This window comes from Symplocastrum torsivum (assembly GCF_059505465.1).
In genome coordinates, this window is the sequence record NZ_JCACKQ010000001.1 from 66401 (window position 1) to 89449 (window position 23049).

Annotated in this window: 19 protein-coding genes and 1 other RNA gene; 16 read left to right on the forward strand and 4 right to left on the reverse strand. The window is 45.5% G+C overall.

Going from position 1 to position 23049, the window contains the following annotated elements:
• Window positions 1–187: 187 nt before the first annotated feature.
• On the reverse strand, window positions 188–1978 hold the full coding sequence (typA, locus tag AC5JL3_RS00270; protein WP_496072581.1) for a translational GTPase TypA: 1791 nt from the start codon (window positions 1976–1978) through the stop codon (window positions 188–190).
• Window positions 1979–2523: 545 nt separating this feature from the next.
• Here typA and ssrS point away from each other — a divergent pair.
• The 8 genes from ssrS to AC5JL3_RS00310 all read left to right on the forward strand — a co-directional run bounded on the left by ssrS (window position 2524) and on the right by AC5JL3_RS00310 (window position 9356).
• Window positions 2524–2707: non-coding RNA, 6S RNA (gene ssrS / locus AC5JL3_RS00275), on the forward strand.
• Window positions 2708–2855: 148 nt separating this feature from the next.
• Complete coding sequence (locus tag AC5JL3_RS00280) at window positions 2856–4133, forward strand: M16 family metallopeptidase (RefSeq protein ID WP_496072582.1); 1278 nt, start codon at window positions 2856–2858, stop codon at window positions 4131–4133.
• Window positions 4134–4294: 161 nt separating this feature from the next.
• On the forward strand, window positions 4295–5581 hold the full coding sequence (locus AC5JL3_RS00285) for a M16 family metallopeptidase (protein ID WP_496072583.1): 1287 nt from the start codon (window positions 4295–4297) through the stop codon (window positions 5579–5581).
• A 13-nt stretch (window positions 5582–5594) separates the two neighbouring features.
• Complete coding sequence (locus AC5JL3_RS00290) at window positions 5595–5738, forward strand: hypothetical protein (RefSeq protein ID WP_192222416.1); 144 nt, start codon at window positions 5595–5597, stop codon at window positions 5736–5738.
• A 79-nt stretch (window positions 5739–5817) separates the two neighbouring features.
• Entirely contained in the window at window positions 5818–6558 is a 741-nt protein-coding gene (locus tag AC5JL3_RS00295) for a peptidoglycan-binding domain-containing protein (RefSeq protein ID WP_496072584.1), read from the forward strand.
• Between the two features lie 1559 nt (window positions 6559–8117).
• The gene (locus AC5JL3_RS00300; protein WP_496072585.1) at window positions 8118–8399 is read left to right on the forward strand and encodes a hypothetical protein; all 282 of its coding nucleotides are present in this window, start codon (window positions 8118–8120) and stop codon (window positions 8397–8399) included.
• 242 nt (window positions 8400–8641) lie between these two features.
• Window positions 8642–8788: a hypothetical protein gene (locus AC5JL3_RS00305; protein WP_496072586.1), complete on the forward strand. Its 147-nt coding sequence runs from the start codon at window positions 8642–8644 to the stop codon at window positions 8786–8788.
• Window positions 8757–9356 carry a hypothetical protein gene (locus AC5JL3_RS00310; RefSeq protein ID WP_496072587.1) on the forward strand — a complete coding sequence of 200 codons (600 nt, stop codon included), beginning with the start codon at window positions 8757–8759 and terminating at the stop codon, window positions 9354–9356. Before AC5JL3_RS00305 ends, AC5JL3_RS00310 begins: the two co-directional genes overlap by 32 nt.
• Before the next feature lie 137 nt (window positions 9357–9493).
• Here AC5JL3_RS00310 and AC5JL3_RS00315 read toward each other — a convergent pair whose 3' ends face one another.
• Window positions 9494–10378, reverse strand: a complete 885-nt coding sequence (locus AC5JL3_RS00315) for a DMT family transporter (protein WP_496072588.1) — start codon at window positions 10376–10378, stop codon at window positions 9494–9496.
• Window positions 10379–10796: 418 nt separating this feature from the next.
• Between AC5JL3_RS00315 and AC5JL3_RS00320 the strand changes: the two genes are divergently transcribed.
• From AC5JL3_RS00320 to AC5JL3_RS00345, 6 genes are all read left to right on the forward strand, one after another.
• Window positions 10797–13748 (forward strand): two-partner secretion domain-containing protein, encoded by a 2952-nt coding sequence (locus AC5JL3_RS00320; protein WP_496072589.1) that lies wholly within the window; start codon window positions 10797–10799, stop codon window positions 13746–13748.
• A gap of 158 nt (window positions 13749–13906) precedes the next feature.
• Entirely contained in the window at window positions 13907–16363 is a 2457-nt protein-coding gene (locus AC5JL3_RS00325) for a CHAT domain-containing protein (RefSeq protein WP_496072590.1), read from the forward strand.
• A gap of 12 nt (window positions 16364–16375) precedes the next feature.
• A complete protein-coding gene (locus AC5JL3_RS00330) occupies window positions 16376–16951 on the forward strand; it encodes a DUF924 family protein (protein WP_496072591.1) in 576 nt (191 codons plus the stop codon).
• Between the two features lie 88 nt (window positions 16952–17039).
• Window positions 17040–18743: an ABC-ATPase domain-containing protein gene (locus tag AC5JL3_RS00335; protein ID WP_496072592.1), complete on the forward strand. Its 1704-nt coding sequence runs from the start codon at window positions 17040–17042 to the stop codon at window positions 18741–18743.
• 52 nt (window positions 18744–18795) lie between these two features.
• On the forward strand, window positions 18796–19479 hold the full coding sequence (locus AC5JL3_RS00340; RefSeq protein ID WP_496072593.1) for a hypothetical protein: 684 nt from the start codon (window positions 18796–18798) through the stop codon (window positions 19477–19479).
• A gap of 113 nt (window positions 19480–19592) precedes the next feature.
• The gene (locus tag AC5JL3_RS00345) at window positions 19593–20207 is read left to right on the forward strand and encodes a hypothetical protein (protein ID WP_496072594.1); all 615 of its coding nucleotides are present in this window, start codon (window positions 19593–19595) and stop codon (window positions 20205–20207) included.
• A 45-nt stretch (window positions 20208–20252) separates the two neighbouring features.
• Here AC5JL3_RS00345 and AC5JL3_RS00350 read toward each other — a convergent pair whose 3' ends face one another.
• Window positions 20253–21359 (reverse strand): FHA domain-containing protein, encoded by a 1107-nt coding sequence (locus tag AC5JL3_RS00350; protein WP_496072595.1) that lies wholly within the window; start codon window positions 21357–21359, stop codon window positions 20253–20255.
• A 215-nt stretch (window positions 21360–21574) separates the two neighbouring features.
• Here AC5JL3_RS00350 and AC5JL3_RS00355 point away from each other — a divergent pair, with 215 nt between their 5' ends.
• Complete coding sequence (locus AC5JL3_RS00355; protein WP_496072596.1) at window positions 21575–22330, forward strand: fatty acid desaturase; 756 nt, start codon at window positions 21575–21577, stop codon at window positions 22328–22330.
• Window positions 22331–22396: 66 nt separating this feature from the next.
• Here AC5JL3_RS00355 and AC5JL3_RS00360 read toward each other — a convergent pair whose 3' ends face one another.
• The gene (locus AC5JL3_RS00360; protein ID WP_496072597.1) at window positions 22397–22630 is read right to left on the reverse strand and encodes a hypothetical protein; all 234 of its coding nucleotides are present in this window, start codon (window positions 22628–22630) and stop codon (window positions 22397–22399) included.
• Window positions 22631–22828: 198 nt separating this feature from the next.
• On the opposite strand from AC5JL3_RS00360, the gene AC5JL3_RS00365 reads away from it, so the two are divergent.
• The gene (locus AC5JL3_RS00365) at window positions 22829–23041 is read left to right on the forward strand and encodes a helix-turn-helix domain-containing protein (RefSeq protein ID WP_226572898.1); all 213 of its coding nucleotides are present in this window, start codon (window positions 22829–22831) and stop codon (window positions 23039–23041) included.
• Window positions 23042–23049: the final 8 nt, after the last annotated feature.

The window sequence follows — 23049 nt, forward strand, 5'->3', positions numbered from 1 at the left end:
GAGAAGAGCGTTCCTTAGCTAGAGGCGATTTGACCCAAAGCTGAGCGCTGAAAGCTGACTGCTGATTGCTATACTTTATTGGTCACACTACCGCTACCCACCAAAAATTAAAAACTGACGAGGTAGCTACCCCGTCAGTCGCTATAACTTTACCACCAGTAACACAGAGCTACCTGGGCAAAGGGATTTATCGCTTTGCCAGCTTCTTCGTCACTTTCCGCAAGCGAACCGATTGAGGTGTTACTTCCACCAATTCATCTGACCCAATATACTCCAACGCACGTTCCAAGCTCATGTCCACTGGTGTTTGCAACTGCACAAGTTCATCACCTGTCGCTGAACGGTGGTTAGTCAACTGCTTGGTTTTGCAGACATTGAGTTCGAGGTCTTGGGCGCGGTTGTGTTCTCCGATAATCATCCCCTTGTACACCTTAGTACTAGGAGTAATAAAGAAGACACCCCGGTCTTCCGCGTTCTTCATCGCGTAGAAGGTCGAAACCCCTTCCTCAAAGGCAATCAAAACACCATTGCGGCGCGTTTCTACATCACCCGAAAGAGGACGATAGTCAAGGAAGCTGTGGTTCATGATGCCTTCCCCACGAGTCAGGCGCATGAATTCACCTCGGAAGCCAATTAAGCCACGCGCCGGAATCACAAACTCCAACTGGGTGCGACCATTGCCACCAACTTGCATATCTTGCATTTCGCCCTTGCGTTGACCTAGCCGTTCGATACAGCCACCGACAGCCACTTCAGGAACATCCAGCACTAGGCATTCAAAAGGTTCACAGGGTTGACCGTTGACTTCCCGGTAGATAACTTGTGGCTGAGAAACCTGAAACTCATAGCCTTGGCGACGCATTGTTTCGATCAAGATACCCAGGTGAAGTTCACCCCGACCCGAAACGAGGAATTTATCGGGAGAGTCGGTTTCTTCAACACGCAAGGCAACGTTGGTTTCCAATTCTCGCATTAAGCGATCGCGTATTTGCCGTGAAGTGACAAAATCACCTTCCTGACCTGCAAACGGCGAATCATTTACAGAGAAGGTCATCTGCAACGTTGGCTCATCGACCTTAATCAACGGCAACGCTTGCGGTTCATTAGGGCACGTAATCGTCTCACCAATGTTGGCATTCGCAAACCCTGCAACAGCAACGATGTTACCTGCTGACGCTTCTTCCATGTCAACGCGCTTTAGCCCATCAAAACCCATCAGTTTCGTGATTTTTGCCTTGACAATAGCACCTGTCTCTGTCACTAGAGCCGCTTGCTGACCGCTTTTGATGGTGCCGTTGTGGATTTTGCCAATTACAATCCGACCCACGTACTCAGAATAGTCAAGGGTCGTCACTTGTAATTGCAGGGACTTAAATGGGTCTCCGACTGGTGGTGGAACATGGCGTAGAATTGCTTCAAACATCGGTTGCATATCAACGCCTTCGGCATCCAAATCTTCTTTTGCATAGCCTTCTAAACCAGAGGCAAACAGATAAGGAAACTCGCACTGGTCATCATCTGCACCGAGTTCCAGGAATAGGTCGAGGACTTTATCAATTGCGCCAAAAGGGTCGGCTTGGGGACGGTCAATTTTGTTGACAACGACAATCGGGCGCAGTCCTTTCTCTAAGGCTTTCTTCAACACGAACCGAGTTTGGGGCATTGGGCCTTCATTCGCATCGACAATCAGGATGCAGCCATCCACCATCCCTAACACTCGCTCGACTTCTCCACCGAAGTCAGCGTGACCGGGCGTGTCAACAATATTAATTAATGTTTCTTTGTAGCGAACAGCAGTATTCTTGGAAAGAATTGTGATTCCCCGCTCCCGCTCCAAATCATTAGAGTCCATAACGCAATCTGGAACGTCTTCCCCTTCGCGGAAGATGCCGGATTGTTTGAGGAGGGCATCAACAAGAGTAGTTTTGCCGTGATCGACGTGGGCGATAATAGCGACGTTGCGAATGGGAAGAGTCATAGAGGCGTCTGGGAATGGATGGCAGAGGTAAAACGCTCCGCTCAAGATTTCTTAATATTCCAATTCTAGCTTACCGTTGAGCGCGTTTGTGCATTGTGATGTTGGACAAAAAGCGATCGCGTTAGCCTTCTCAAAAAATAGCTACAGACCAAAGGCGGGTTGCTTCCTTCTTCTTCAACACTGACTATCCTTTGCCCGGATTAATTCGGGCGCTTACGGGCAGTTAACAGTGAAACTTACCTGCTCCCCACCAGCCAGTCAACAGATGTGGTGAACTTGACTCAATACCTAATTGTTAGAGATTTGCTCCTCAAATCATTAGATTGGTTCAGAATGAAGGGAACCTCTATTGGGGAATGATTTTATGGCAAAGGAAAAGGGCGGTCGAGAAGCTAAGAAGCCCAAAAAAGAATCTGATGGGGCGAAGAAGCAGAAGAAAGACCCGAACAGGCATGATGGAATAGGAGGCAAGGGAAGCTAGAGGCGTGCCACCTTTATTCAACCGAGTGGTCATCTGTAGATAAATAGCTACAATGGGTATACAGGTTCTACTGAGGCGTTGGTGACTGCCAATACTGTTTTTTGATCTATGTCTGTTCTTAAAAGGGAATCTAGCGCTCTTGTGACAGTAGACCGGGCTTGTACCCGGAAACTTCAAACGAGGGTCTAATGGTGCCCACCTGGTTCTCCAGGTCATAAACTGAGGTAAGACGGCGTCATGGGGAATCTGTAAATGTTGAATCCTCCTGTCTTGAAGGCTGGGGGATTTTTACATAGAAATGAGGCTTTTATCTGTAGACCAAAACATTCATCTTTCGATTGCTGAAGCGTTGCTATAAACTTATTGAAAATCACTCAACGATTGAGATAAAAAAAGTTGTTAACTGAGCCGCTGACTGCTTTAAAGTTTCCTGCTGATATCTTCAGACTGAGCAATGGCTTGACCGTAATTCATCAACACGTACCTGCAACCCCCGTGGTGGTAGTGGATGTTTGGGTGCGTGCAGGTGCGACCGCAGAACCTGATGAATGGTCGGGAATGGCTCATTTCTTAGAACACATGATTTTCAAAGGCACTGAACGACTACCAACAGGAGTCTTTGATTGGGTAATTGAAAGTCGCGGCGGAGTCTCAAATGCAGCAACTAGCCACGATTACGCTCACTTTTTTATTACTACAGCGGCTCAGTATTTAGAAGATACCCTGCCTCCCCTGGCCGACTTGCTCTTACACGCTTCAATCCCCGATGAAGAATTTGAGCGGGAGCGGGATGTTGTACTAGAAGAAATTCGTTCCTGTTACGATAATCCCGATTGGATAGGCTTTCAAGCTTTAGGTGAGAGTGTTTACCAGTGCCACCCTTACGGACGTTCAATCCTAGGAACAGAAGAACACTTGCTAGCGCAAACACCTCAGCAGATGCGGCACTTTCATGCGACTCACTACCAGCCGGAAAATATGACAGTGGTTGTTGTTGGTGGGGTTGATCGAGAATCCGCCTTGAATTTAGTAAACCAATCCTTTCAAGACTTTCCTCTCCCTGTTGAATGTCCCAAGTTTGAGGTAGAGGCAGAACCGCCGCTCACAGAAATCCGTCGCCAAGAGCTATATTTACCTAGATTGGAGCAAGCACGTCTATTAATGGCTTGGATTGGGCCTGGAGTAGAGCAATTACGGGATGCTTACGGCTTAGATTTACTCTCGGTGCTGCTAGCGGATGGACGGTCTTCTCGATTGGTGCGCGAGTTACGGGAAGAGCAGCAATTGGTGCAAAATATTAGTAGCAGTTTCTCTCTACAGCGAGATTCAAGTTTATTTACAATCAGCGCGTGCTTAGAGCCACAGTATTTGGAACAAGTAGAAGAATTAATTTGCGATCGCTTATTGCAATTGCAGAATACACCAGTCTCACAAGCAGAACTCAGCCGATGTCAACGTCAGTTGTGTAATGACTATACCTTTTCTACAGAAGCCGCAGGTCAGCTTGCTGGTTTGTATGGGTACTACAACACGATTGCGACTGCAGAAGTAGCCGTCACTTATCCGCATCAAATTCAAAGACTCAAATCGTCAGACTTGATGCACTTAGCGCAGCAATATCTTTCCCCTGGGCACTACGCCGTTACTGTCGTTAAACCAATGGTTGGGGAATAGTGAAGCATTATGCGTTATCAGTAAAGAGTGATCTATTGAAAAATCTTTGAACTCCGGTACTCAAGAGCGTCCCTCGCAGACGTTCTAATTAGTGGCTTCTGGCTCACAACGCCTAGACTTTGCTCAACTGTTGATTTTTAACTCATAACGATTAACAACTCATGCCTCAAAATGTGACCGCTTTGCCACAGCAGATAATCCATCGTACAGTTTTAGATAATGGCATTGTTGTAATTGTTGTCGAAAATTCAGCAGCAGATATTATTGCGAGTCGCCTATTTATTCGAGCGGGTAGTCAGTGGGAGCCAAGGGAAAAAGCAGGACTATCTCATCTACTCTCAACTGTAATTACCAAAGGAACCGCGCAGCTTTCATCCTTGGAAATCGCCGAACGAATTGAGTCAGTGGGGGCAAATCTCAGCGCTGATGCGTCTACCGATTATTTTTTACTATCTCTGAAGACCGTTTCTGCTGATTGGTCTGAGATATTGCAGCTAGCCGGACAGATGTTGCGATCGCCTAGTTTCCCAGAAGCTGAGGTAGAACTAGAAAGGCATCTCACACTTCAGGATATTCGTTCTCAAAAAGAACAACCCTTTAGTATCGCCTTTGAACAGTTGCGGCAGGTCATGTATCAAGACCATCCCTATGCTGTTTCAATTCTAGGCACAGAAGCCACCGCCTCTCGTCTGAATCGTGCTGACTTGGAGTTACATCATCAGACCTATTTCCGACCTGACAACATGGTGATTAGCATCGCTGGTCGTGTAACACCAGAACAGGCAGTCGAACAGGTTAAGCAAGTATTTGGGGATTGGCAATCTCCCGCAACCCCTTTGCCAATTCAACCCTTACCCTCAATTGTGTCCCAACCCAGCCAAGTCGTGACACCGCAAGAAACGCAGCAGTCAATCGTGATGTTGGGTTATCTCGCTTCCCCTGTACAAGATCAAGACTATGCTGCACTGAAACTGCTGAATACTTACCTGGGTAACGGTCTTTCCAGCCGTTTGTTTGTTGAACTACGAGAGAAAAGAGGTTTAGCCTACGATGTCTCAGCCTTTTACCCAACGCGCCAGTCGGCTTCTACATTCGTTGTCTACATGGGTACAGCACCGGAAAATACAGAAACGGCTCTTGTTGGTCTAAGCACTGAGGTAGAACGTCTTTGCTCTACCCCACTAAGTCCTGATGAACTGCAAACTGCGAAAAATAAGCTGCTTGGTCAATACGCTTTAGGTAAGCAAACTAATGCACAGCTTGCCCAAACGTATGGTTGGTACGAGACATTAGGTTTAGGGATTGAGTTTGATACTCGGTTTCAGCAAGATGTTGCTAACGTTACTCCTGAAATGGCTCAAGCTGTTGCTAGACTCTACTTCCTTGAACCGTATGTCTCTGTAGTTGGACCCGCTGAGGCAATCAATAAGCTGATGGCTGATAGCTGACCGTTTAACTGCTATGAAAGGGGATTCATTCCCTTTATCCGGGATTGTGGCGTTGGATGCTGCCCTAGATTTGCTTGATGATGTAGGAACTGAGGGAACTTGTAGCGATCGCCTTAGGGAAACTCTGATGAGTAAAACAAAAGCTGGTATAGAATAGGTCAAACTTCTGCCATCTGATCAGGATGACCGCAGCAAGTGAGAGAATCGTTTTGGAGTGAGGTAGAGGATTGGCGGCAATGGGTAAAAGCCTAGTGCTAGGTATCACTAATGCTAGCTGTGTCGTCCAGGGGGGGGTTTTCTGTTTGCTTGCGCTCAACTTTGGAAAACCAACTGTTGCTGTTGAAATCAATTCAGTTATCCCAATGGTGGCGCAAGCCACACCTGCAACTACTGTCAATCGCCCAACTCTCCAACTCGGTAGTGAAGGGGCGGCTGTGTCTGAACTTCAAGCTGCTCTCAAGCTTTTAGGCTATTACACCGATACCGTTGATGGTGTCTATCGAGAAAGTACGGTAAGCGCTGTTTCTTACTTCCAACAAGCCGCTGGCTTAAATGCCGATGGCATCGCAGGACCAGCGACTTGGAGCCGTTTATTTCCCAGTATCTCTTCAGTACAGCAGACTCCTGCAACATCCTCTTCAACTACGCCAGCCTCTGGGTTTCCAGTTCCCTCATCCCTCCAAACAACAAATACCCGCCCCAGCACGATACCTACAACGGGGCAGGTTAGCCAAGTAGGACAAATCCCAGCACCCATTGCAACGAATGTTACTTTGCCAATTCTCCGGGAGGGTATGCAAGGACCAGCTGTAGTCCAGCTACAACAGCGGTTGAAAGCTCTAGGCTTTTTAGGAGGAACCATCGATGGTGTCTTTGGAACAGCAACTCAATCTGCTGTGATCGCCGCTCAACAGAACTTCCAGCTTGAACCTGATGGAGTTGTGGGTTCTGCGACTTGGAGAGCACTGCTGCGTTAAGGATTTCTCCTCAGGGAGAAGCGGCGACAATAGGTGTTCTAGAATTAGAGATTTCTATAAAAAAAAAGCCCTCTTGAGGCAGTAAAGAGGGCTGGCTTCTACACTCATCCTTAGAGCTTAATGATGTAGTGTGAATAATTTGTGAACTGGGGTATAAATATTTCCTACCGGATTAGATTCAGTCGAGGGACTACTCACACGTAGGGGAACGCTTTAACATAGCAGTCGCCAAGGCGATTAGGCTCTCGCTCTCATACTGAAACCAGGACCCGTCAATATGCATCCCTTCTGCCCTCTGCCTTTTGCTATACAAGCGCGGTAGAGCAATTCTCTAAGTCTCACGGCCTGAAGATAATGTCGCAGACTACAGGATAATAGAAAAATACCCTCCCAAACCTTTTCTTGAGAGAGTATTTACGGCAGTGCCTATACAAATAAAAGCGTATTGACTCAGTGTGAATAATTTGTGAATGGGTGGTGATCGCTTACCACTTCTTCAAAACAAAGCCCAGCAGATCAACAGCTGGGTTTTTTAGTATGCTTTTGACTGATAGCTATTGGCGCTCTTCACACACTTAGTATTGCCAGGAATTTTCACAATTTTCTCTCATGATGGGACAGTATTTTTTCTGGCTCACCCATTTCCCCTTACCTTAATAGTGACGCTAATCAACACGTCCTGATACCAAGCTGCGGTCAAACGTAGTACTTTCTCTTTCTCCCTATCTCCCCATTGCTGGGTCTACTATCTTTGAATGCAACTCGGTATGGGCCAACGCTACCGTTTAGTCTTGCACTGATCTACTTCTATTGGGGGAGGCGCAGCAGCGATTACCTGCTCTACGATAACTCCTAAGCTATACCCAGTACTCGCGACATCTTCAACAAAGCGAATGCGCTTGTAAAGTAGTAGCCCATGTTACAGGGAGTCTTGATACACAAAAAAGCACCCTCTTGGTGACAACTACAGAGGGCGCGTTGAACTTCTAAGCTAATAACAGCATAATACTCACTAAGTTGTGAATAATTTGTGAATTGCCATAACCGCTTCAGGGTAATTTTCATAGGTTACTAGAGCCAGGGAAAAAGAGTGAGTCCTGAAACGAGCAATACCAAGGAAGATGCTTCACTTCGCGATCGCTTTTTAAGCCACAGTTCGCCTCAAGCATAGACTTTAGGCGAGAACTAGTAACATCCGAAAATTGAAGAGATTAAATTAAGGTCTTGAATCAAGGGTAACTTCTTTTAAGACCAGACTCTCTATAAGCTTGTCAATAACTATGAATAAAAGCGTTTTATCTACTTCCTACTTCTCGCTTCTAAGAGAGTCATCAATAACCTCAATCTTTCGGTGTAGGGAAGAATCTTTTTCTAGATAGAGCGGTTCATCTTCTTAAAGCGGATATCTTTAGCTATACAGGACATAAGACTCAAGCTAATTATTAAAGAGGATTGAAAAATCAGTTTACTCACAGATTTAAGCGAAACATCTGCGTCCTGACCTGTATTAGCGTTCCATTGAAACAAGGTCTAATCAGATGAATACCGATAAAAAACAGATGGTTAAAACTACTAATGAGCGTGTAGACAGACTTAATAAACTTGCTTACCGTGATGGTTATTTGCATGGTATGGAACAAGAACATCAAAGTCAGGAAGAAATGCGTGTTGATCAGAGCATCCGCGACAACAATAATGCGGCTAGTGGCTTGCTGCTAGGCATTGCAATTACTGCACTTGCTGGACTGCTAGGCGGAGCTATATTTTTACTGACGCATCAAAATCAACCGTCAACGGTACCCGTAAATATAGCTCCGGCACCTATTACTAGCCAGTCTTAAAGTATTAGAAAAGTAATAGGCGCTAACCAGCAGTCAAGTTTTTTAGCTACTCAATAAGGTCAGCGAAACCCACTTCAATTAGATACTCTAAGCTACTTTGATAAATCCAATAAGTTAGTAATTTAAAGTTCTTCTACTGTTAAAAAAAGTGCATCACCTTTGATTAAATCTTGGTTTCAATGATCAGGAAGTCTCTAACAATTAATCTTCAATAGCTAGTTAATAACTTTTTAGGAATCAAAATGGACAACCTACAAAATCGTACAACCAACAATCCCAGTAGCCATCCCAAAACTGGACAAAATCTCAACACGAACGTTAAAGCGCCTACTCCTGGTGCTGTATCCTCCTATAGAGATGGCTACGTCCGGTCGTGCTTCCGAGCGTAGCCTTGAACAACAACGCCAGGAAGAGCGGGATGAAAAAACAGCGGCGCGTGGTTTAGTAATAGGCATTGCTCTCACCTCTCTGGTAGGTTTGGTTGTTGGTAGCCTGTTCTTTCTAAACCAGCAACAAGATTCACAAACACCTGTACTTGTGCCTGCACCCAGTGCGCCTCAAGAACCGATCCGAGAAACAACCATTATTGAAAGAACTCAAGAAGTTCCGGTTATTAACCAGGAACCACCAGCAGCACCTCAAGAAACCCAGCCTGATATCCAAATAACTATTCCAACTCCTGAACAACAGCAAAGCCCAGCTCAACAAAATACAACGCCTGAAGTCGCACCACCTAGTGCTACACAGCAGAACGCAGCACCTCAAGCTTCACCAACGCTGCCTCAAAACTCGGCTCCCAGTAGCACTTCTACAACGAATCAAGCCTCGCCCACCGAAACCGAAAACCAGATTACCACTGGCACTTCTACAACAACACAACCGAACACGGCAAATCAGGCGTCACCAGAACAAAGTGAAAGCCAGTCTCAATCTGGTACTTCTGGTTCACCTCAATAAAACCGTAAAACACTTGTTAGTAGTAGTGCTAACCAAACGGTGAGACTATGGGATGTCAGCACGGGTGATTTGTAGAGATGCAATGACAATGCATTGCATCCCTTGCAATCGCGTTGGGCAAGAGAGAGAAAAGAAAATTAGGTCGGTTTTTCAGCACGTCTGCCAGTATTGACTAGCACAACTCCTGAGAGAACTATAGCGCCACCAATTAGCGAAATCAGGGTTGGCACCTCAGCCAGCCAAACCCAAGCAATGAAAATCGCTAACACTGGCACCACATAGATTAGTGTTGCAGCACGGGAAGCAGGAATCTGTGCCAGGACATAAGCCCAAGTCGCATAAGCGATCGCACTAGGAAACACTCCTAAGTAGATTACGGCAATCGTTGCATTAATGGGAGCTGTCGGTAAGGCTTGCAGCAAGCTGGGGAGGAAAGGTGTCAAGAATAGTGTTCCTGCCCAAATGCTATAGGTGGTGAGTTGGAGAGGGCTGTACTTTTTGAGATAAGGTTTTTGTAGAATCATCCAACCACTATTAGACACAGCCGAGAGCAGAATAAGCAAAGCCCCAAAGTCCAAGCTAAATCCCTTAGCTTCTCCCCCTGTAATCACTACGGCTCCAGTAAAACTTACAGCAATTCCAATCCACCGCCGAAAACTCAGCCGTTCTCCCAAAAAAGCGATCGCAAGAAGTGCTGTAAATACAGGAGTTGTGTTCACTAGCAAACTTGCTGCACCTGCTGTTACCGTGAGTTGCCCATAGTTCAGTAGTAGGTGATAGGCGGTAATTCCCAAAAATCCAATAATCGCGATCGCACCCAAGTCTTGTTTCTTGGGCAAAGGCATCCGAGTAATTACAGCGTACACAGCAAGCACAACTGAGGCAACCAAGAACCGCATGAGAGCAATTTGTCCCGGCGTATAAGCTGATAAACTGGCGCGAATACCAGCAAACGCTGAAGCCCAGCATACAAGAGTAACAGCGGCTGCAACTAACGTGCGCTTGTCAAGCTGTGTTTTCATTTCTTTTCAATCAAACAGATAGCGGCTTTCTTCAAATCGGGCGGTGAGTTACAAAATTCTTTGATAGGCGCTCATCGCTACAGCGTCACAACCTTTACCCGATTTTTCTCAACCTACAGTTAAATTGGGTTGTTGCTCTTCCTCCCATTGAGTGAGCTATCTAATAAACATCCTTGAGATACAATTTTCTAGAACTGTCTTAGTTCCCTTTGTAAGGGTGTTGTTTTTTTAGATATAAGTTAAATAAATTTTCTATAGTTTCCGGATTGAACCTTGTAAGTTTGTACTACTAGTCAAATCGGGATGCGATGACTACTTTATTGGTAATCTGTATCATTTTTAAAGCTTTAATTAAGATTAAAAAAATACAAGCATATTAAAGCTTGTTTTACCATTAAATATTGTTGAAGGAGAGTGTATGGAACGATCTACAAAAAGCAATAGTAGACTACTCACACGAGTTCTCCAGACGATTCCCTTAGGGACGGCTTTGTTTATTGCGATCGCTTCCCAGCCAGTACAGGCACAACCCATTGTTCCAGAGGCTGATGGGATTGGCACTCTAGTCAACGTCAGCGGCAACCAATTTGACATCACAGGCGGCACCCAATCAGGAGCAAATTTGTTCCACAGCTTTCAGCAGTTTGGTCTTAATTCAGACCAGATTGCGAACTTTATCTCTAATTCAACTATTCAAAATATCCTCAGTCGAGTCGTTGGTGGCAATCCTTCTGTGATTGACGGCTTAATCCAAGTCACAAACGGCAACTCTAATCTATTTTTGATGAATCCTGCTGGGATAGTTTTTGGTCGTGGGGCAAGTCTGAATGTACCAGCCTCCTTTACAGCTACTACTGCGACAGGGATTAGTTTTGGTGATAACTGGTTTAGTGCCCAAGGAACAAATGACTATACCTCACTAGTAGGTAGTCCCACAGGGTTCGCCTTCACAGTTAGTGAGCCAGGGAGTGAATCAGGTTTAATTGTTAATCTTGGAAACCTGAATGTAGAGCAGGGAAACTTAACTTTACTAGGCGGCACTATCCTCAACACAGGAGATCTCTCAACGCCTAATGGTCAAATTACGATAACAGCTGTTCCGAACGAAAACCTCGTGAGGATTACTCAGGAAGGACAAGTGCTGAGTTTGGAGATTGAGCCACTTGGGGCAGGTACTCAACCTAACGACTGGACTTTACCGATTCTCTCTTTACCCGAACTACTAACTGGCAATGAAACAGATGATACTCAAGGAATTGTTGTTAGTGGTAATGACACAGTAATACTATATAGCTCTTCTACCGAGGCACTGACAGTCAATACAGACGGTACGGTAGAAGTAACTAGCTCTAATTTAGAGTCAGATGCCCAAACAGGCACAATTATTGGGTCTAGTACCGAGTTTGTTGGAGAAAACTTGAATCTACAGGCGCAGGGGGATTTAGTACTTGGTAATAGCCAACTTGTTTCAAGCAACAACATAGAGTTGTTGGCACAAGATACAGTGCAAGTCGAGAGTACTCAATCAGAAATCTTTGTAGCTCAAGCTGAGGGAGATTTATTAATACAAGGTAATAATGGCATCGATATTGAGACTTCTGAGCAATGGTTTCAAAGTGGCGGTAACTTAAGCCTGATTAGTGATGGTGTGATTACGGCAAATAGTAACTTTACTACTGGGGGTAATTTTTCTGCTCTCAACTTATCTAGTGTCCCTGCCAACTTTGAGTTCACGGCGGCTGGTTCAATGGGTATTATCAGTTCTCAGGGAGATGTCAGCTTTGGTGATTACGAGGGGGTAGCCCTTAAAGTTGAAGCGCAAGGAAGCCTTACTGGAGGAAATATTACCATTACAGGAGCGAATACTGCCCTGTTTGGTGATGATCCGACTACACCAACAGTGGCGACAGATCCAGATATTCCCATTTTGGCAAGTAGTCCAGCTTTAATTTTGCGAGCAGGTGTTACTGAACTCGACAATCTTCCAAATACGCCTCAGCTAGATGTACCTAATTTGGGAACCGATTTCACATCTACGGGAGAACCGTCATCACCAGGTAGCATCACAGTAGGAAATATCAACACCTCTGGCGATGGAACCTATGGAGGGATTGTATCTATCTCTGCTGTAGGTGATGTTGAATTTCAAGATATTGAGACGAATGGAGGGAATGTAGAAATTACTGGAGCTAGCATCACTGGAGGAAAGATTGATGCATATGCTCTTAATAACAACTCTGTGACTTTGACCTCCACAGAAGGAAATATTGTGGTGGAAACTATTACGGCTGGTCGTACTATTGACATCACAGCCTCTGGTCTTTTCCAAGCGACAGGTGTGTTTGAAAGCTCATTTCTAGGACAACCACAACTTGTAACTCCTACCCAGCTTCAAGACAATCCCGATTTACTACAATTCCTGCTTGACAAGACTGGGCTTCCTGATGAGGCATCTTTATTAGAGGAACTAGATAATAATTCTTTTTTCATATACAGACCAACTCCACTGCCAGTCAGCCTTGAAGTTCGCACTGGAGGTTCAATTACTATTCGACACAACGGTGCATCTGGAAGTGATACAGATCCAATTAGTATTCAAGGTGGAGATGCGCCTTTTTTAGTGGGTCCTAACGTCTTTCTTGGGGACGGTGAACCGTTCGTACCCGCTAGTGATCCGCTTTTCGATACTGATGACTTTATTCCAGATGTACCCTTTGCGCTTGATAGAAATGAAACCTACGAACCACTTAGTCTTCCCGATAATATTAGTGGTACGGCTGGAGCGATCATTACAATCACTGGCAATGCGTCTGTAGTCTTATCTTTTCAAGACCAAGTATTTGGCGTTCTTCCTGATAGTGGTAGTCCTGGTGATGGTGACGGTACTGGCGGCGGTGGTACTGGCGGTGGTGGCAATATTCCAGGTAATGGTGGTGTTGGTGGCGACATGGCTGGCAATATTCCAGGTGATGGTGGTAGTAATCTTACTGATGGAAATACAGGGGGTAACACGGATACCACTGATAATTCTCTCAGTAATGCCAGGAAGGTTGCGACCCAACTATTTGAGCAACAAGATGAGCAATCACAATACAGAGATAGCCAAACCGACGATTTGGTTAGCCATTGCCAGAAACCTGGGGAACAAGCTGGACAACCAACTGATGAAACTGATGAAAGCGATCGCTCTTCTGAGGAAGAAGATTGCGAGAAACAAGAAGTCCTTCAAGAGGATTCTGAGCCAAGATTGCTGCGTATTGAGTTACAACTGCCACCAGAAACTAATACTTCGCCGGATACCTCAACCCTACCAAGACCATCTCCACCGGAATTGCTGACTGATGTAATGTGGGCTACTCCACGGCAGTAGGGAAAGTACACAAGAGGAAACGATAGAAGTATTAGTGCAGGCGGGCAGAAATAAGTCACGAGCTTACAAGTGTTTAAACACCTTACACTTAAGGAACTTTTGACTTCCGTAAAGCGGTACTAGAAGCCCTGAATCATGAAGATGCTGCTTTAATCACTATGCAATCCTACGGAATTAGCTTCACTGCCTCTGTTACCCTCCTAACTATCGCTTTATCATTTTTGATTTGCCCCCCAGTTGTATTTTCATCCTCACTAACATCAGTCCAAACTCAAGAACATCCCCGCCAAGCGCAAGCGGAGCAACTATTTCGCCAAGGTATTGAGCAGTATCAGCAAGGTCAACTAGATGCGGCTGTTGAGTCTTGGCAGCAAGCACTCGCAATCTATCAGCAACTCCAAGACCCTCATCAAGAGGGAATTGTACTACGGTATTTGGGTGCTACTTACTTATTGTTGGGAAAGAATCAAGCGGCAATTGAAGTCCTGGAGAGGTTCTTAAGTGTTGCTCAAGAAATAGGCGATCGCTCTAGTATCGGACAAGCTCTTGGTAATCTTGGTATTGCTTACAAAGCGTTAGGTGAGTATATCAAAGCAATTGAGTCCCATCAGCAAGCTCTCGCTATCATGCGGGAAACTGGGAATCGTCAGGCAGAAGGGGAAGTTTTGGGTAATCTAGGCAATACTTACGAACGCCTAGGTGATTATGAAAAAGCGATCGCATCTTTTCAGCAAAGCTTGACGATAGCAGGAGAACTTAACGACCGCAAAGGAGAAGCGACTGCCTTAGGGAATGTCGGTGCGATTTACGCCAGATTAGGGGATTATGACAAAGCGATTGAGCATTACGAGCAAAGTTTAGCGCTCACGCAGGAGATTAACGATCAACAGAGAGCAGGATATACACTGAACAACTTAGGCTCCGCTTACCATACACAAGGGGATACCAACCAAGCGATTAAAAATTATCAGGAAAGTCTAGCGATCGCAAGAGACGTTAGTGATCGTCAGCTTGAAGGGGATGCATTGAGTAATTTAGGTGCAGTCTATGCAGATTTAGGCGATGTTGCAGCAGCGATTACTTATCAACAACAAAGTTTAGCGATCGCGCAGTCAATCGGTGACCCCCGTGCAGAGGGATTGGCTCTCAATAACCTGGGGCATACTTTGTTCAACTCCGGCAATCTCAAAGAAGCTGAGAAAAAACTACGAGAGGCGGTGAAAGTCCTAGAATCTCTCCGCCCAGGATTGGAGGATGCCGAGAAAATATCTATTTTTGATACTCAATTTCTTACCTACAACCTGCTGCAACAAATCCTTATTGCTCAAGATAAATTTGAAGCCGCCTTAGAGATTTCGGAGCAGGGAAGAGCGCGTGCTTTTGTGGAATTGCTGGCAAAGCGCCTATCTCCAGAAGCGGCTCTAGAATCAGCAAAGTCTAAGCCACCAACTATTGAGCAAATTCAACAAATCGCTAAAACACAACAAGCAACACTGGTTGAATATTCGATTGTTCCTGATGAAGCATTCAAGGTTCAAGGTAAGCTTCGAGGTGAACCATCTGAACTGTTGATTTGGGTCGTTCAGCCAACTGGAAGAGTAACATTTCGTCGAGTTGACCTCAAGTTCTTACGACAATCGCAAAAACAGGCAGCAGATAATGCTCTAACAGCCTTAGATGAACTCGTTAACACTAGCAGAATATTGCAAGGTCCTCGGCTTCGCCGTGGAGAGGCGGCAAGAAAGCAACTGCATCAACTACTAATTGAACCAATTGCTGAGTTTCTCCCGACAAATCCTGAAGCGCGTGTCATTTTCATCCCCCAAGAATCCCTGTTTTTATTACCCTTTGCAGCACTACAAAATGCTTCGGGTCAATACCTAATTGAGAAGCATACAATCTTGACCGCTCCAGCAATTCAGGTACTGGATTTAACACACCAACAACGGCAACGTTTAGAGACACAATACAAGGAACCGCTTCAAGGAAAGGAGGTTTTAGTTGTAGGCAATCCCACAATGCCAACACTCAAGTTTGGGGAAACGGTTGAGCAATTGACACCATTACCAGGTTCTGAAGAGGAAGCCAATGCGATCGCAACTCTACTAAACACAAAAGCTGTAATTGGTGATCAAGCTACCAAAGTTGAGATTGTGCAGCAACTGCCCAAAATGCGACTAGTTCACCTAGCGACACATGGGTTACTTGATGACATTAAGGAATTAGGTGTACCAGGTGCGATCGCGCTGGCTCCCTCAGAGAATGACGATGGCTTCCTCACGGCTGGAGAAATCTTAAACTTAAAGCTCAATGCGGAGTTGGTTGTCCTTAGTGGCTGTCACACGGGACAGGGAAAGATTACAGGTGATGGTGTCCTTGGGCTATCTCGTTCTTTAATTACCTCTGGGGTGCCAAGTGCGATCGTCTCTCTGTGGGCGCTGCCTGATACTGCCACGGCTTTATTAATGACCGAGTTTTATCGTCAGCTTGCCCTCAATACTGATAAAGCTCAAGCGTTGAGAAGCGCGATGCTGACAACGATGAAACAATATCCCCAACCCATCAACTGGGCAGCCTTTACACTAATTGGTGAAGCAAGTGGGAGCGGATGGTAATAGGAAGGGTTGATGTTGCAAGCCGAGGCAATTCTAGAGTTTTGGTTTGGTAAGCCGGATGAGGCGGATTATGGGAAGTCCCGGAAAGTTTGGTTTACCAAAAACCCAGAGTTTGATGATGAAGTGCGATCGCGTTTTCTCAACGTTCACAACCAAGCCGCAGCAGGTAAACTAGACGACTGGAAGGCAACACCTCAAGGCTGTCTCGCGCTGATTATCCTACTCGATCAGTTCCCTCGTAATATGTTTCGTGGTCAACCCCAAGCCTTTGCTACTGACCCACAAGCGCTTGCTTATGCAAGACACATGGTTACTCAAGGCTTTGACAAAGAGCTGCCTAAACTGCAACGTTGGTTTGTCTACCTACCGTTTGAACACAATGAAAATCTTGCAGATCAGCATCGGTGCGTTGAGTTGTGCGAACAACTAGGTGATGAACCTGAAATGCGTGAGGTAATTGATTATGCTTACCGCCACCTGAGAGTAATTGAGCGTTTTGGGCGCTTCCCCCATCGCAACCAGATTCTTGGTCGAGAGACAACTCCAGAAGAAGCCGAATTTCTCAAGCAACCCGGTTCATCGTTTTAAGTTGAGGGACATTTCGGTGAGTTTGCGATAGTCTGGTTTTTTGTCAGTGGTCAGTTGTCCCTTTCCCATTGCCAATAACCAATGACTCATGACGAATCGAGAGAATCTGCGCCAACTACTCCTGCAACTGGATGGTCGTGGTTACAAAGCTTATAAAGATATCAAAGGAAGTTACCAGTTTCCTGATTTCACTCTAATTATTGACCGTGTTCAGGGTGACCCTTTCGCTACTCCCAGTCAAGTACGAGTACAGCTACCGCAGTCGGTTGCGGGTTTTCCTCCTCAGCTATATCAAACCCCATCTCGTGAAGTTGCCTTACGAGATTACCTAACTCGCTCGTTTTACCATACTGCACAGGACATTAGTGGTCGTCGGGATACGGGTAATAGTGGACTAATTGCGATCGCTCATGTCGGACAATCTGTACTTGAGCGTACCACTGCGTTTATTTCGGATGAATTAGTAGAAGTGCGCTTCGTTGTTGGCTTACCAGCGCGTGGGCGAAGTATTGCAGGGCGACAGGCAGCCCAAATGCTGTGCGATGATATTCTCCAAATTGTTGACCAAGCTATCAAGTATCGATCGCTAGATGCAACAGCAATTCTGCATCATGTCGAAACGGTTGAAGATGCAGACTGGTTGCGTCAGCAATTGGATGAGCGAGGATTAGTAGCGTTCATTCCTGATGGTGCAATTTTGCCTCGATGTAGTGGTGTTGATGAACAACCTTTGCTCAATGATGCGGTAGCCTTCCAATCCCCAGAGAGGTTGAGAGTCGATTTCACTTGTCCGAATCGGGGTTTGATTACTGGTATGGGGATTCCTGCGGGTATCACTCTAATCGTTGGCGGTGGCTATCATGGCAAGTCCACTTTACTTAGAGCAATTGAACTCGGAGTCTACAACCATATTCCTAATGATGGTCGAGAACTGGTTGTTACTCAGCTAGCAGCAGTGAAGATTCGTGCTGAAGATGGACGCAGTATCGCGAGTGTCGATATTTCACCGTTTATTAACCAGTTACCCCAAAATCGATCTACTCGTGAATTTTCGACAACAAATGCCAGTGGTAGTACCTCCCAGGCTGCAAATATTATGGAGGCACTAGAAGCTGGGACACAGTTACTGCTGGTAGATGAAGATACGGCAGCAACTAACTTTATGATTCGCGATCGCAGAATGCAGCAGTTGATTGCTAAAGACAAAGAACCGATCACACCGTTCATCGACAAGGTGCGACAACTATATACAGACTACGGTGTTTCGACAATTTTGGTGATGGGTGGGAGTGGCGATTACTTTGATGTCGCGGATACAGTGATTGCGATGGAAAACTTCCAACCTAGTGATGTTACCGAGAAGGCAAAAGCGATCGCTAAAGCTAACAGTACAGAACGCACTCCCGAAGGTGGCGAACAGTTTGGGCAAATTACTCCCCGTGTACCCTTACCAGAGAGTATCGACCCTAGTCGCGGTCAACGGGATGTCAAGTTGAAAGTCCGAGATGTAGACGAAGTGGTATTTGGTACCCAGGAGATTGACTTATCGGCAGTAGAGCAGATTGTGGAAACGGGACAATTAAGAGCGATCGCAGAAGCTATAGTGTATGCTAAGCGGCACTATGTCAATGGGCATAGCACGTTGCCAGAAATTCTTGATCGCGTCATGGTCGATATTGAGCGACAGGGATTAGATATACTAACTCACTTCCCTCAAGGAGACTTGGTACTCTTCCGCCACTTTGAGCTTGCGGCTGCAATCAATCGCTTACGAACTCTGAAAGTGCGGTAAGCTGCCCTTTTAACTTGCAATTAGTTAATTGAATAGGGAATACACTAAATCAATGCGTTCCGATACTCAACTCCTCCCTCACCTCAGCGCTAAACAGGTGCGAGAGAATGGCAAGCAATATTACGTTGATGCCGAGGGTGCAAAGCTTCCGAGCGTTACAACCATTCTTAACGCTACTAAACCGCAAGAGGATAGAGACAGGTTATTCAATTGGCAACAACGAGTTGGAGTAGCTGAAGCTAAGCAAATTTCGGGAGCGGCTTCGCGACGTGGTACAGGAACCCATAAGCAAATTCAACGCTATCTCGAAGGCAAAGATTCTCCTTGTCCTGATGCTATTCAACCCTACTGGCAAAGCATAGAACCGATTTTGCAAGATATCAGCCATGTCAGGTTGATAGAAGGCACCGTTTTCAACTATGACTTGGGCTATGCAGGACGAGTGGACTGTGTGGCTAGCTTTAGGAATATTCCCTGTATCTGTGAGTGGAAAACTGCGGACAAACCTAAAGGTTCAGTAGAGCGTTTGTACGATTATCCCCTGCAAATTGCGGCTTATTGTAGTGCTGTAAATCATTATTACCAAGACTATGATATTAACCTGGAGCATACGATGCTTGCTGTAGCAATTCCAGGACTACCTGCTGAAGTGTTCTGGTTTGAGCCTGAAGTGATGCAGACTTTATTACAGCAATGGGAGGAGCGAGTCGCGGCATTTTGGAAGCGTAGAAGTTGACTAATACCACACAAGTAAAGTGTTATTTGTTGTTTATTATTAGTTATTTTTCTTCTTTACTAAACAACCAACAACAAACAACAAATAACAAACAACCAACAACGAAAACTACCATGTCCAGAGCTAATATCATTCAGCCAGGTCAGTCCTACACTTTTGCTGACTACTTCAAACTAAACTTTGCCCCGCGAGACATCCTGGCATACTTTGATGCAACCCTTCAAAAACAGCATCTCGACTTTCCCCGGTCTGAACGCCACCTCGATCGCCTTATTGACTTGAAGCAGCGGATTGAAGAGAGCCTACCCCGGCTTACTCTCACCAGTGAAGCAGCTCGCCGGGAATTCTTGATTGCTCCTGTCCTGACAGATGTTCTGCATTATACCCAAGCAACTTTGAATGTTGAGTACCCTGTTGCGGTTAGCAATCAGTTAAAAGGTTCTCTCGATTATTTCTTGCAAACTCAGCAAACTGTAGTGGTTATAGAGGCAAAAAATGAAGACTTAGAGCGCGGATTTGTGCAGTTAGCCGTCGAATTTATTGCTCTGGATCAATGGTTGGATTCAGAGCAAGCTGTTTTGCAAGGGGCTGTTTCTACCGGAACTATCTGGCAGTTTGGGACTTACAACCGACAAACCCGTCAGGTTTCCCAAGACTTAAACCTGTATCGTGTTCCGGCTGATGTCGAAGACTTGCTTCGCATTCTCGTCCATTTACTAGAGTTCTGAGGCTTATGCTTCAATCTGTCATTTAAGATCTAAACAAAATTGAAATTATGCTTCAAACGTCCACTCTTGCGTACCAATTTTGATGACATTTCCAGGAGTCAGCCAGAATTGTTGATTGGGAGCAAGCCGTTGTCCACCAACATAAGTACCATTGGAACTGCTCAAATCCGTTAGTTGGTATCGGACTTTACCCTGTGGGTCAGTAAATTGGCTAATTAAGGCATGGTTGCGCGAACACAGAACATCATCAAGGACGAGAGTGTTGTTGGGTTCGCGTCCAATGGTGAAGGGGTTGGTTGATAGAATGGCGATCGCACCCGATACCCGATGCACCAGACGAGCTTCGGCAACTCCTCCTGTCTCCAGCACCGTCGGGGCAAGCATCGGTCTATCTCGAACTGGCAGACTTGCTTGAACAGGTTGTCCTTCAATCGCAAAAGTTGTCGCTTCTAGAGTGGCACCGAGGGCAGGTTCATGGGCGTTAGGGTCACGACCAGAAATAATGTTTACCTGCTGTACGGGGGGTGAGGGGATTTCTGGACGACCCGCTTGTGCAATCTGCATTTTCAGCACGGCTTCGTGTTCGGCTTCCTGACGGGCACTCAATCCCTCAACCTGACGAATTATTCCACGAGTTTGAGGGAAGCTGATATCGCTCACTCGCACATCTTCTAAGGCAAAGCCTAAGGCGTAGGATACTTCCGAATGGTCGAGTAGGTACTGCCGGACTTGCACTCGTCCATGAGTTGTTAATTGTTCGACACGCATCTGACCAATTGCAACTCCCAGATTATCCTTAACTGCACTTGTCAGAGCGGCAATCGGGTCGGATAACTCCAAGGCAACCCGCTTCGCATCCACGACTTGGTACATCACATTCAGGGAAACATTAACCAAGTACTGGTCGCGGGATAAAAAGTCTCCCTGAGACACAATCTCTAGGTTCCGAACCTTGGTATCTACCAAAACCAGTTGGCATTGTTCCAGGAAGGGCAGGGCAAAGCTGAAATGACGCCCCGGAATTAATGTCCGTACCAGCCGACCATTTTTAACTAATAAACCTGTGACACCTGCCCCAATGAAGTCCATGCTCCAGCCAGCCCAGCGTTCTGGGGTCAGTGTTTGAATCAGAGGGGAAGAATTACCAGACATTGACTATATCCACAGGAGTAATTGGACAAGTGTCTCCCTTTTAACACTAGCAAAGCTTTTCGTTGTTATTGGGCTAATGCGATCGCGTTTACCTTAGCGCTCTTCACAAAATCATTCATTTGATTACAGTCGAATGCGCCCTTAGACAGGGTTTGTTAACAAAAAGCTACAATAATTTGGAAAAGTATACACTTTATTCTACTTAGCTTAGATTTATGCGAAATGCTATTTTCCCGACAAAGGGGCTAATCCACTCACTAATTGACCCCTTTTTAGGAATCTTTATTGCTTCTACACTAATCCTCTTATGGTTAAGCAGTTTGATCGTCCTTCTTTCTATCGATGTTTCTCAGATTCCTCTGATTTGGATAGTACCTGCTGTACTTGGGAGGGCATTTCTCCATACAGGAATATTCATTACGGCACACGACGCGATACATGGGACTATCTTTCCTCAAAATCGCCAAATCAACGATTTTATTGGCTCTCTTGCAGCAAGATTGTATGTGCTGTTGCCTTACAAAACACTTTCAGAAAAGCATAGGTTACATCACCGCTTTCCTTCGAGTGAAAAAGACCCGGATTTTTGTGAACGAGGACAAAACAACCCGTTTTTTTGGTATGTCAAGTTCATGAAAGAGTACTTAGATGGTAAACAAGCTTGGGTTTTACTCATTGGCATGAGCATCATCTTTTACTCACTGCTTTGGGGGCTACATATCCCGATGATTAATCTCATCCTGTTCTGGCTTTTACCGCTTTTCTTGAGTTCTATTCAGTTGTTTTACTTCGGTATTTTCTTACCTCATCGGCGACCTAAAGCTGGTTATACCAATCGTCATTGTGCCAAAAGTAGCTACTATTCTATCTTCTGGTCTTTTGTAACTTGCTATCACTTTGGGTACCACTGGGAACATCATGAATATCCTCATCTTCCCTGGTACAAATTACCATTGGCTGTGAGAAGTTAGATGAATCAATAGAGCGATCGCACCTTACCTAAGAAATGCGATCGCTCTTTCCACTCCTCCAGTAATTTAGATCAGGGTTGCAGTCTCTTCAGGAGGCTGTTTGCTATCAGCAGAAGCATCAGCATTATCAAGCATCGGGTCAAAAATAATACTGTAGTCGCTATTGGGTACCATCCGCTTCAGTAGTCGGAGGTGTTCTTCGGCATCATTACGACGACGCGAACGACCAACCACTAATCGTTGCGAATTCGGGAGATGGCGGATTATACACCAGGGAGACAGTCTGTCTTTGTAGGTCATGTACCCCTCCCTCTTGCTGCAATCTCAGCAAAACTAGTTACAGCGCATGAGAGCGGCTGCGGTCTTGATATCATGGTGTTTGCCTCCAATTTATTTGGGGATAGTTGGTAATCGCCCTTCCGTTTACTAGGCAGCAGGGCGATTACTTTTGGGACATTCTTATTAAATGACTTATATAAGTCATTTGTCAATATATAAATGGGCTTAGTTAGATTGCGGATTCGTGAGTTCGCTGAAGAGAGAGGTTGGACACTAAAGGAAGTTTCTGAGCGCTCAGGGGTTGTTTATAGCACTCTCAGAACCTATGCCCGTTCTCCTGGATTAGCCACAGTTGACGTGACAGCGCTGCAAAAATTGGCTCGCACGTTTGATGTGATGATTGAAGACCTGATTGAAGTGGTGGAAGAGTAGATTCCTAT